Origin of the sequence: Endozoicomonas sp. ALB115, assembly GCF_049310245.1 — a bacterium.
GTDB lineage: Bacteria > Pseudomonadota > Gammaproteobacteria > Pseudomonadales > Endozoicomonadaceae > Endozoicomonas.
The window spans coordinates 1-13416 of sequence record NZ_JBLYZG010000024.1 but is presented as its reverse complement, the minus strand read 5'-3'; the positions used below and the strand labels follow the sequence as shown (position 1 = coordinate 13416).

Here is a 13416-nt window from a genome sequence, read left to right as displayed (position 1 = left end):
TGAAATATAATTATGGATAGAAGCTCTGCAGGTATCAGTGGTAAATACGAAAGATCACATAATAATTATAACCGACCGAATGACCAGGGCGCTTCTTCAAGGCGTGGCCGATATAGACATGCCACAGTCAGACAGTGGGATGATACCCCACGCACTAACCCGGGGCGTAATAAATTTTACCGTTCTTCTGACGCATGCCCTTCTCAACATCTACAGTGCCGTTCAGTAAACCCTGCTCAAGATTTTAATGCGCTCATCAAACAGGAAATAATCGATGATCTGGTGAATAAGTCGCATCGTTTCGGTCATCGCTATGATGGGAGAGCTCACGGCCTATATGCCAGTTTAATTAAAAAATACACGTCAGCGTCTAAAAGACCTTTAAATCGAGCGGAACAAAGCCAGCTGATGCGTTTGCTGCAAAATTTCACAGCAACGCGGACCTGGAATTGCCGAAGCCTGACGACAACACTTCATTCATTTACTTCAGCGGGTGTTTTTATCCCCCATAACCCCATAGATGAGCGTGTTAAGCGTACTCAAGCTGCCTTATTGTCAACGCTACTTGATGCAATAATATTTAACTGCAACCAAAAACCTGAAGCCAGGGATATTGATGCCCGGGGAATTGCCAACCAGCTGTGGGCCATGGCGAAACTGGTGGACAACGGGCAGGAGCTGATACCAGAGCTCAAAGAGGCCGTAGCCGCGCTGCTGCCCCACGTGAACGTACAGAAAGCTAACTTTATACCACAGGGCATCGCCAATCTGTTGTGGGCCATGGCGAAACTGGTGGACAACGGGCAGCAGCTGACAACAGAGTTCAACGAGGCGGTAGCCGCGCTGTTGCCCCATGTGAACGCACAGAAAGCTAATTTTAAACCACAGGAAATTGCCAACCTGCTGTGGGCCATGGCAAAACTGGTGGGCAACGGGCAGGAGCGGACACCAGCACTCAACGAAGCCGTGGCCGCGCTGTTGCCCCACGTGAAGGTACAGAAAGACCAATTTATTCCTCAGCATATCGCCAACCTGCTGTGGGCCATGGCGAAACTGGTGGACAACGGGCAGAAGCGGACACCAGGGCTCAAACAGGCCGTGGCCGCGCTGTTGTCCCATGTGAATATACAGAAAAAACAATTTATTCCTCAGCATATCGCCAACCTGCTGTGGGCCATGGCGAAACTGGTGGACAACGGGCAGCAGCAGACACCAGAGCTCAACGAGGCCGTGGCAGCGCTGTTGCCCCTCGTGAACGCACAGAAAAAACAATTTATTCCTCAGCATATCGCCAACCTGCTATGGGCCATGGCGAAACTGGTGGACAACGGGCAGGAGCGGACACCAGGGCTCAACGAGGCTGTGGCCGCGCTGTTGCCCCACGTGAAAGTACAAAAAGACCAATTTATTCCTCAGCATCTTGCCAACCTGATGTGGGCCATGGCGAAACTGGTGGACAACGGGCTGGAGCGAACACCAGGGCTCAACGAAGCTGTGGCCGCGCTGTTACCCCACGTAACCACACCAATAGCGAACTTTAAACCACAGCATATCGCTAACCTGCTGTGGGCCATGGCGAAACTGGTGGACAACGGGAAGGAGCGGACACCAGGGCTCAACGAGGCCGTGGCCGCGCTGTTGCCCCACGTCAAAGTACAAAAAGACCAATTTATTCCTCAGCATATTGCCAACCTGCTGTGGGCCATGGCAAAACTGGTGGACAACGGGCAGAAGCGAAGACCAAGGCTCAAGGAAGCTGTGGCCGCGCTGTTACCCCACGTAAACACACAAATAGCGAACTTTAAACCACAGGAAATCGCCAACCTGCTGTGGGCCATGGCGAAACTGGTGAACAACGGGGAGTGGACACCAGGGCTCAACGAGGCCGTGGCTGCACTGTTGCCCCACGTGATCGCACAGAAAGACCAATTTATTCCTCAGCATATCGCCAATCTGCTGTGGGCCATGGCAAAACTGGTGGACAACGGGCAGGAGCAGACACCAGTGAGCATAGAGGCCGTGGCCGTCCTGCTGCCCCACGTAAACGCACAGAAAGCTAAATTTAAACCACAGGAAATCGCCAACCTGCTGTGGGCCATGGCGAAACTGGTGGACAACGGGCAGGAGCAGACACCAGGGCTCAACGAGGCCGTGGCCGCGCTGTTGCACCACGTGATCGCACAGAAAGACCAATTTAATCCTCAGGGTATCGCCAACCTGCTGTGGGCCATGGCGAAACTGGTAGGAAGCGGGCAGAAGCGAACACCACAGCTCAACGAGGCTGTGGCGGCGCTGCTGCCCAGCGTGAACGTACAGAAAGGCCAATTTAGTGCTCAGGGTATCACCAACCTGCTCTGGGTCATGGCGAAACTGCTGGACAACGGGCAGGAAAAGTCAGCAGAGCTCAAAGAAGCCTTGGCCGTGCTGTTGCCCCACGTGAACTCACAGAAAGACCAATTTAATCCTCAGGGTATCGCCAACCTGCTGTGGGCCATGGCGAAGCTGGGTGAACTCGTTGAGCTGAGCGTGGTTACCTCTACGTTCGAATCGCTTGTCTACCGAATCAGTGACAACGCTCAATTCTCTCAGCAAGCGATATTGATGTCTCTCTGGGCAGTAATGGTATGCTGTGCCAGGTTATCTCTTGTCTCCAACGCCAATAAAAATAACGTGCTTGAAAAGCACATAGATGACCTGTTTACTCGCCTGAAAAATACATCACCAGCCAGTGAAGAGGATCAATCCATCATTGCCATGGCCGCAAGCTGGCTTGGCAGAGCGTGTCCGATCATCCCCCATTACCAGACTAACATGTCAAAAACTCAAACCGACTTTCGCGATCAACTTCAATCATGCATTCCCTCTTTAAAGATTGCCGCAGAAAGGAGTCTGAACTCATTACCTCCGGTTGATCTGCTACTGCCAGATCACAATATTATTATTGAAGTTCAGGGGCCCTCTCATTACCTGTGTGGTGATTTCAAAACCAGGAATGGTTCGACTCTGCTGAAAATCGCACTGCTGCAAAAATCAGGATTTGAGGTCATTGAAATCCCGACTAAATCACTTTGGAACCCGGATTCAATAAAACGATATATTGATCACATAAAGACCAGAGTGGACATCCCGCCGCAGGGCCATGGCTCTGTATCACATAAAATCGGGTGGGCAGATGAGGCAAACGCTACCGCCGATAGAGGGGGGCAATCCTCAGATCACTGTAACTTAACCGCCGAAGAGCATTCAGAAAAGCAAACAGGCAAACCAAAAAAAAGGAAGAGAAAAAAAAGCAATAAGCAGTTGGCCAAAATGATTTGAAAATAACGGATTGGTGGCATAAGAAGTAGATGTGTATCCCCAACGAGCTGGTTTTATAAATATTTCAGTGAAATGAACTTCTGACCAGAATAGCAGTCTACTTTTTACATTCTCATGAAATAATGAAATATAATTATGAATAGAAGCTCTGCCGATATCAGTGGAAAATCCACAAGATCAGATAATGGTTACAACCAACCGAATGACCATGCCGCTTCTTCAAAGTGTGGGCGATATGGACATGCCACCGTCAAACAATGGGATGATCCCCCCCGCATAGCCCTGTGGAGCAGTGTATTTAGTGAATTTTTAGCCGCTTTATCTTCTCAATTTCTGGTGCGCCGTTCAGTAAACCCTGCTCGAGATTTTAAGGCGCTCATCAACCCAGAAAGAATGGATGACCTGGTGAGTAAAACGAGTCGTTTCGGTCATCGCTATGATGGGAGAGATCACGGTCAATATGCCAGTTCAATTAAAAATTACACGTCAGCGACTAAAAGACCGTTAAATCGAACTGAACAAAGCCGACTGATGCCTTTGCTGCAAAATTTTACAGCCAGACGGAGCTGGAACTGGCGAAGCCTGACGACAACATGTCACTCATTGACTTCAGCGGGCGTTTTTACCCCTCATAAGCGCGTGGATCAGAGTGTCAAGCTCACTCAAGCTGCTTTATTGTCCAGGCTATTGGATGCAATAACGTTCAAGTGCAACCAAAAACCTCAAGTCGAGGATATCAATGCCCGGGGAATCGTCAACCTGCTGTGGGCCATGGCAAAACTGGTGGACAACGGGCAGAACCAGACACCAGAGCTCAAACAGGCCGTGGCCGCGCTATTGCCCTTCGTGAACGCACAGAAAGATAATTTTACACCACAGGGTATCGCCACCTTGCTGTTGGCCATGGCGAAACTGGGTAAGCTTATTGAGCTACATGTGGTTACCTCCACGTTCGAATCGCTTGTCTGCCGAATCAGTGACAACCCTCAGCTCTCTCAGAAAGACATATTGATGTCTCTCTGGGGAGTCATGGTATTGTGTGCCAGGTTGTTTCTAGACTCTAATGCCAATAAAAATAACGTCCTTGAAAAGCACATGGATGACCTGTTTACTCGCCTGGAAAATACCTATCCAGACAATGAAGAGGATCGATCCATTATTGCCATGGCCGCAAGCTGGCTTGGCAGAGCGTGTCCGGTCGTCCCCCACTACCAGACAAACGTTTCAAAACTTCAGGCCGACGACTTCCGTGCTCAACTCCAATCATGCATTCCCTCTTTGAAGATTGAAGAAGAAAAGAGTCTGAACTCATTACCCCCGGTTGACCTGCTACTGCCAGAGCACAACATGGTGATTGAAATTCAGGGACCGTCTCATTACGTGAGTGGTGATTTCAACACCAGGAAAGGTTCGACTCTGCTGAAAATCGCACTGCTGCAAAAAGCAGGATTTGAGGTCATTGAAATCCCGATTAACCTGCTCATGAGCGAGGATTCAATGAAATTATGTATTGATCAAATAAAGACCCGGGTAGACACCCCGCCACAGGGTTATGGCTCTGTATTACTGAAAAGCGGGTCGACAGATGAGCAATACGGCACTGCTTATATATAAACATTTCAGCAAAATGAACTTCTGAACGGCACAGCAGTCTGCTTTTTATATTTTCATGAATTAATGAAATATAATTATGGATACAAGCTCTGCCGGTATCAGTGGTCAATACGCAAGATCAGTTAATGATTGTAATCGACCGGGTGGCCATGCCGCTTCCTCGAGACGTGGACGATACCGACATGCCACGGTCAGGCAGTTGGATGATACCCCACGCACTAATCCCGGGCGCAATACATTTTACCGTTCTCCTGACGCATGCCCTTCTCAAAATCTACAGCGCCGTTCAGTAGACCTTACTCAAGATTTTAATGCGCTCATCAAACAGGAAATAATGGATGATCTGGTGAGTCAATCGCATCGTTTCGGTCATCGCTATGATGGGAGAAATCACAGCTGGTATGCCAGTTCAATTAAAAAATACACATCAGCTGCTAAAAGACCGTTAAATCGAGCGGAACAAAGCCAGCTGATGCGTTTGCTGCAAAATTTTACCATAACACGGCGTTGGGACTGGCGAAGCCTTACGGCCACAGTTCATTCATTGACTTCAGCGGGTGTTTTTACCCCTCATAAGCCCGTGGATGAGGGTGTTAAGAGTACTCAATCTGCCTTATTGTCAACGCTACTTGATGCAATCAGATTCAAGTGCAACCAAAAACCTCAAGCCAGGGACATTGATTCCCGGGGAATCGCCAACCTGCTGTGGGCCATGGCGAAACTGGTAGACAACGGGCAGGAGTGGACACCAGGGCTCAAAGAGGCAGTGGCCGCGCTGTTGCCCCATGTGAACGCACAGAAAGACCAATTTATTCCTCAGCATATCGCCAACCTGCTGTGGGCCTTGGCGAAACTGGTGGTCAACGGGCAGGAGCGGACCCCGGAACTCAACGAGGCCGTGGCCGCATTGTTGCTCCAGGTAAACGCACAGAAAGATCAATTTAATGCCCAGGGTATCGCCAACCTGCTGTGGGCCATGGCGAAACTGGTGGACAATGGGCAGGAGCGGATACCAGAGTTCAAAGAGGTCTTAGCCACCCTGTTGTCCCACGTAAACGCACAGAAAGACCAATTTAATACTCAGGATATCGCCAACCTGCTGTGGGCCATGGCGAAACTGGTGGACAACGGACAGGAGCAGACAACAGGCGTCAAAGCGACTGTAGCCACGTTGTTGCCCTGCGTAAACGCACAGAAAGACCAATTTATTCCTCAGCATATCGCCAATCTGCTGTGGGCCATGGCGAAACTGGTGGACAACGGGCAAGAGCGGACACCAGAGTTCAACGAGACTGTGGCCGCGCTGTTGCCCCACGTGAACGTACAGAAAAACCAATTTAAGGCTCAGGGTATCGTCAACCTGCTGTGGGCCATGACGAAACTGGTGGACAGCGGGCAGGAGTTGACACCAGGGCTCAAAGAGGCCGTGGCCGCGCTGTTGCCCCACGTGAACGCAAAGAAAGATCAATTTAATGCCCAGGGTAACGCCAACCTTCTGTGGGCCATGGCAAAACTGGTGGACAACGGGCTGGAGCGAACACCAGAGTTCACAGAGACCATGACCGCACTGTTGCCCCATGTGAACGCACACAAAGACCAATTTATTCCTCAGCATACTGCCAACCTGCTGTGGGCCATGGCGAAACTGGTAGACAACGGTCAGGGGTGGACATCAGGGCTCAAAGAGGCTGTGGCCACGCTGTTGCCCAACGTGAACGCACAGAAAGACCAATTTAGTGCCCAGGATATCGCCAACCTGCTGTGGGCCATGGCGAAACTGGTGGTCAGCAGGCAGGAGCAGATACCAGGGCTCAACGAGGCCGTGGCCGCGTTGTTGTACCATGTGAACACACAGAAAGACCAATTTAATACCCAGGCCATTGCCAACCTGCTGTGGGCCATGGCGAAACTGCTGGACAACGGACTGGAGCAAACACCAGAGTTCAACGAGGCCGTGGTTGCGCTGTTGCCCCACGTGAACACACAGAAAGACCAATTTAATGCCCAGGCCATTGCCAACCTGCTGTGGGCCATGGCGAAACTGCTGGACAACGGACTGGAGCAAACACCAGAGTTCAACGAGGCCGTGGTCGCGCTGTTGCCCCACGTGAACACACAGAAAGACCAATTTATCCCTCAGCATATCGTCAACCTGCTGTGGGCCATGGCAAAACTGGTGGACAACGGGCAGGAGCAGACACCAGGTCTCAAAGAGGCCGTGGCCGCGCTGTTGCCCCACGTGAACGCACAGAAAGACCAATTTAATGCCCAAGGTAACGCCAACCTTCTGTGGGCCATGGCAAAACTGGTGGACAACGGGCAGGAGCAGACACCAGGTCTCAAAGAGGCCGTGGCCGCGCTGTTGCCCCACGTGAAAGCAAAGAAAGACCAATTCAATGCCCGGGATATCGCCAACCTGCTGTGGGCCATAGCGAAACTGGTGGACAACGGGCAGGATCAGACATCAGAGCTCAACGAGGCCGTGGCCGCGCTGTTGTCCTACGTCAACGTACAGAAAGCTAGCTTTAAACCACAGGGTATCACCAATCTGCTGTGGGCCATGGCGAAACTGGTGATCAACGGGCAGGAGCGAACACCGGGGCTCAACGAAGCTGTGACCGCGCTGTTACCCCACGTAAACACACAAATAGCGAGCTTTAAACCACAGGAAATCGCCAACCTGCTGTGGGCCATGGCGAAACTGGGTGAGCTCGTTGAGCTGAATGTGGTTAAATCCACGTCTGAACTTCTTGTCTACCAAATCAGTAAATGCCCTCAGTTATCTCAGCAAGATATATCGATTTCTCTTTGGGGAGTATTGGTATGCTGTGCCAGGCTCTCTCCAGATGCCAATGCCAATAAAAATAGCTTGCTGGAACAGCACATGGATGCTCTGTTTACTCGCCTGAAAAATGCAACCTCAAACAATGGCGATGAACAATCCATCATTGCCATGGCCGCAAGCTGGCTTGGCAGAGCGTGTCCGATCGTCCCCCATTACCAGACAACCGTTTCAAAACCTCAAACCGACTTCCGCAATCAACTTCAATCATGTATTCCCTCTTTAAAGATTGAAGCAGAAAGGAGTCTGAACTCATTACCTCCGGTTGATCTGCTACTGCCAGACCACAATATTATTATTGAAATTCAGGGACCCTCTCATTACGTGTGTGGTGATTTCAAAACCAGGACTGGTTCGACTCTGCTGAAAATCGCACTGCTGCAAAAAGCAGGATTTGAGGTCATTGAAATCCCCACTAACACCTTTTGGAACCCGGATTCAATAAAACGATGTATTGATCAAATAAAGACCAGGGTGGACATCCCGCCTCAGGGCCATGGCTCTGTATCATATAAAATCGGGTGGGCAGATGAGGCAAACGTTACCGTCGATAAAGGGTGTCAATCCTCAGATTACTGTTACTTAACCGCCGAAGAACATTTAGAAAAGCAAACGGGCAAACCAACAAAAAGAAAAAGGAAGAGAAAAAAAAAGCCAATAACCTCTTCCCTTTCATCATGACTCAAGAACTGTGTTCATATTCCAGGGATGGAGCGCCAGCGTTGAATACCTGTTGCCCAAAATGATTTGAAAATAACGGATTGGTTTTACAGGCATTTCAGTAAAATGAACTTCTGAACAGAACAGCAGTCTGCTTTTTATACTTTCATGAATTAATGAAATATAATTATGGACAGAAGCTCTGCTGGTATCAGTGGTAAATACGCAAGATCAGATGATGCTTACAACCAACCGAATGACCATGCCGCTTCTTCAAGGCGTGGGCGATGGCGATATAGGCATGCCACAGTCAGACAATGGGATCCTCCCCCCCGTACAACCCCGAGGCGTAATGAATTTTACCAATCTTCTGCCCCATGCCCTTCTCAATATTTACCGCGCCGTTCAGTAAATCCTGCTCAAGATTTTAATGCGTTCACCCAACAGGAAATAATGGATGGCCTGGTGAGTAAATCGTATCGTTTCGGTCATCGCTATGATGGGAGAGATCACGCCCTATATGCCAATTCAATTAAAAAATACACGTCAGCTGCTAAAAGACCGTTAAATCGGGTTGAACAAAGCCAGCTGATGCGTTTGCTGCAAAATTTTACAGTAACACGGAGTTGGAATTGGCGAAGCCTGACGACAACAATGCACTCATTTACTTCAGCGGGTGTTTTTACCCCTCATAAACCCATGGATCAGCGTATTAAGCGTACACAAGCTGCCTTATTGTCGACGCTACTGGATGCAATAATATTCAAGTGCAACCGAAAAGCTAAAGCATGGGATATTGATGCCCGGGGAATCGCTAACCTGCTTTGGGCCATGGCGAAACTGGTGGACAACGGGCTGGAGCAGACACCAGAGTTCAAAGAGGCCGTGGCCGCGCTGATGCCCCATGTAAACGCACATAAAGACCAATTTATTACCCAGCATATCGCCAACCTGCTGTGGGCCATGGCGAAACTGGTGAACAACGGACAGGAGTGGACACCAGAGATCAACGAGACCGTGGCCGCGCTGTTGCCCCACGTGAACGCACAGAAAGACCAATTAATTCCTCAGCATATCACCATCCTGCTGTGGGCCATGGCAAAACTGGTGGACAACGGGCAAGAGCGGACACCCGGGCTCAACGAGACGGTGGCCATGCTGTTGCTCCATGTGAACGCACAGACAGACCAATTTAATGCCCAGGGGATCGCCAACCTGCTGTGGGCCATGGCAAAACTGGTGGACAACGAGCAGGAGTGGATACCAGGGTTCAAAGGGGCCGTGGCCGTGCTGTTGCCCCATGTGAACGCACAGAAAGACCAATTTATTCCTCAGGCTATCGCCAACCTGCTGTGGGCCATGGCGAAACTGGTGGACAACGGGCAGGAGCGGACACCAGAGTTCAAAGAGGCCATGGCCGCGCTGTTGCCCCACGTGAATACACAGAAAGCTAACTTTAACCCACAGGAAATCACCAACCTGCTATGGGCCATGGCGAAACTGGTGGACAACGGGCAGGAGCAGACAACAGAGCTCAAAGAGTCCGTAGCCGCGCTGTTGCCCCACGTGAACGCACAGAAAGATCAATTTAATGCCCAGGATATTGCCAACCTGCTGTGGGCCATGGCGAAACTGATGAACGAAGGGCAGGAGCGGACACCAGAGCTCAAAGAGGCCGTGGCCTCGCTGTTGCCCTACGTGAACGCACAGAAAGACCAGTTTATTCCTCAGCATATCGCCAACCTGCTGTGGGCCATGGCAAAACTGGTGGATAACGGGCAAGAGCAGACACCAAGGCTCAAAGAGGCCGTGGCCGTCCTTTTGCCTTACGTGAACATACAGAAAAACCAATTTAAGGCCCAGGGAACCACCAACCTGCTGTGGGCCATGGCAAAACTGGTGGACAACGGCCTGGAGCGGACACCAGGGCTCAACGAAGCCTTGGCCGCGCTGTTGCCCCACGTGAAAGCACTGAAAGACCAATTTATTCCTCAGCATATCGCCAATCTGCTGTGGGCTATGGCGAAACTGGCGGACAAAGGGAAAAAGCAGACACCAAGGTTCAAAGAGGCCGTGGCCGCCCTGCTACCCTGCGTGAACACACAGAAAGCTATCTTTAAACCACAGGAAATCGCCAACCTGCTGTGGGCCATGGCGAAACTGGTGGACAACGGGCAGGAGCTGACACCGCTGCTCAAAGAGGCCGTGGCCGCGCTGTTGCCACTCGTCAACACAGCGAAAGCTAACTTTAACCCACAGGAAATCGCCAACCTGCTGTGGGCCATGGCGAAACTCGTGGACAACGGGCAGGAGCTGACACCAGGTCTCAAAGAGGCTGTGGCCGCGCTGTTGTCTCTCGTGAACGCACAGAAAGACCAATTTATGCCTCAGCATATCGCCAACCTGCTGTGGGCCATGGTAAAACTGATGGACAACGGTCAGGAGCGGACACCAGAGCTCAAAGAGGCCGTGGCCGTGCTATTGCCCCTCGTGAACGCACAGAAAGCAAACTTTAAACCAAAGGAAATCGCCAACCTGCTGTGGGCCATGGCGAAACTGGGCGAGCTTGTAGAGCTGAATGTGGTTACCTCCACGTCCGAATCGCTTATCTACAAAATCATTGACCACCCTCAGCTCTCTCAGAAAGGCATATTGATGTCTCTCTGGGGAGTCATGGTATTGTGTGCCAGGTTGGCTCTAGACTCTAATGCCAATAAAAATAACTTGCTTGAAAAGCACATGGATGACCTGTTTACTCGCCTGGAAAATACATCCCCGGATAATGAAGAGGATCAACACATCATTTCCATGGCCACCAGTTGGCTTGGGAGAACGTGTCCGGTCATCCCCCATTACCAGACAAACAATTCAAAAACTCAAACCGACTTCCGCGATCAACTCCAGTCATGCCTTCCATCTTTGAATATTGAAGAAGAAAAGAGTCTGAACTCATTACCTCCGGTTGATCTGCTACTGCCAGACCACAATATGGTGATTGAAATTCAGGGACCGTCTCATTACGTGAGTGGTGATTTCAACACCAGGAATGGTTCGACTCTGCTGAAAATCGCACTGCTGCAAAAAGCAGGATTTGAGGTCATTGAAATCCCGGTTAACCAGCTCAGGAGCCGGGATTCAATAAAACTATACATTGATCAAATAAAGACCAGGATAAACATCCCGCCACAGGATCATGGCTCTGTATCACTTAAAAGCGGGTCGGCAGATGAGAAATACGGCACTGCTTATATATAAACATTTCAGCAAAATGAACTTCTGAACTGTACAGCAGTCTGCTTTTTATATTTTCATGAATTAATGAAATATAATTATGGATAGAAGTTCTGCTGGTATCAGTAGTAAATACGCAAAATCAGATAATGATTACAACCAACCGAATGACCATGCCGCTTCTTCAAGGCGTGTGCAATATAGACATGGTACAGTCGAACAGTGGGATAATCCCCTCCGTACTACCCCGGGGCGTAACGATTTTTACCACTCTTCTGACGCTTGCTCTTCTCAAAATCTAATGTTCCGCTCAGTGAACTCTGCTCAAGATTTCAATGCCCTCATTAAACAAGAAGTAATGGATGATCTGGTGAGTAAATCATATCGTTTCGGTCATCGCTATGATGGGAGAAATCACGGTCGATATGCCAGTTCAATTAAAAAATACACGTCAGCTGCTAAAAGACCGTTAAATCGCGCGGAACAAAGCCAGCTGATGCGCTTGCTGCAAAATTTCACAGCAACGCGGAGCTGGAATTGGCGAAGCTTGACGACAACACTGCATTCCTTTACTTCAGCGGGTGTTTTTACCCTCCATAACCCCATAGATGAGCGTGTTGAGCGTACTCAAGCTGCCTTATTGTCAACGCTACTTGATGCAATAATATTTAACTGCAACCAAAAACCTGAAGCGAGGAATATTGATCCCCAAGGCATAGCCAATCTGCTGTGGGCCATGGCGAAACTGGTAGACAACGGGCAGGAGTGGACATCAGGGCTCAAAGAGGCCGTGGCCGCGCTGTTGCCCCACGTGAACGCACAGAAAGACCAATTTATTCCTCAGCATATCGCCAACCTGCTGTGGGCCATGGCGAAACTGGTGAACAACGGGCAGGAGCGGACACCAGAGTTCAAAGAGGCCATGGCCGCGCTGTTGCCCCACGTGAACGCACAGAAAGACAAATTTAATCCTCAGCATATCGCCAACCTGCTGTGGGCCATGGCGAAACTGGTGGACAACGGGCAGGAGCGGACACCAGAGTTCAAAGAGGCCATGGCCGCGCTGTTGCCCCACGTGAACATACAAATAGCGAACTTTAACCCACAGGAAATCGTCAATCTGCTGTGGGCCATGGCAAAACTGGTGGATAACGGGCAAGAGCAGACACCAAGGCTCAAAGAGGCCGTGGCCGCGCTGTTGCCCCTCGTGAACATACAGAAAAACCAATTTAATGCCCAGGGAATCGCCAACCTGCTGTGGGCCATGGCGAAACTGGTGGACAACGGGCAGGAGCGGACACCGGGGCTCAACGAGGCCGTGGCCGCGCTGTTGCCCCACGTGAAAGCACTGAAAGACCAATTTATTCCTCAGCATATCGCCAACCTGCTGTGGGCGATGGCGAAACTGGCGGAGAAAGGGCAAAAGCAGACACCAAGGTTCAAAGAGTCCGTGGCCGCCCTGCTACCCTGCGTGAACGCACAGAAAGCTAACTTTAAACCACAGGAAATCGCCAACCTGCTGTGGGCAATGGCGAAACTGGTGGACGACGGGCAGGAGCAGACACCAGAGATCAAAGAGACCGTGGCCGCGCTGTTGCCCCACGTGAACGCACAGAAAGCCAACTTTAAACCACAGGGTATTGCCAACCTGCTGTGGGCCATGGCGAAACTGGTGGACGACGGGCAGGAGCAGACACCAGAGATCAAAGAGACCGTGGCCGCGCTGTTGCCCCACGTGAACGCACAGAAAG

The 13416-nt window shown here is 50.5% G+C and carries 5 protein-coding genes; all 5 read left to right on the top strand.

The window, feature by feature from the left end; genetic code table 11:
- Window positions 1–12 precede the first annotated feature (12 nt).
- Entirely contained in the window at window positions 13–3318 is a 3306-nt protein-coding gene (locus tag ACO6VE_RS12370) for a DUF1601 domain-containing protein (RefSeq protein WP_422461548.1), read from the top strand.
- 135 nt (window positions 3319–3453) lie between these two features.
- Window positions 3454–4932 (top strand): RAP domain-containing protein, encoded by a 1479-nt coding sequence (locus ACO6VE_RS12365; protein ID WP_422461546.1) that lies wholly within the window; start codon window positions 3454–3456, stop codon window positions 4930–4932.
- Between the two features lie 76 nt (window positions 4933–5008).
- A complete protein-coding gene (locus ACO6VE_RS12360) occupies window positions 5009–8455 on the top strand; it encodes a DUF1601 domain-containing protein (protein ID WP_422461544.1) in 3447 nt (1148 codons plus the stop codon).
- A gap of 168 nt (window positions 8456–8623) precedes the next feature.
- Window positions 8624–11689, top strand: a complete 3066-nt coding sequence (locus tag ACO6VE_RS12355) for a DUF1601 domain-containing protein (RefSeq protein ID WP_422461542.1) — start codon at window positions 8624–8626, stop codon at window positions 11687–11689.
- 76 nt (window positions 11690–11765) lie between these two features.
- The coding region (locus tag ACO6VE_RS12350) for a DUF1601 domain-containing protein (RefSeq protein ID WP_422461540.1) at window positions 11766–13416 on the top strand (1651 nt) is incomplete at its 3' end.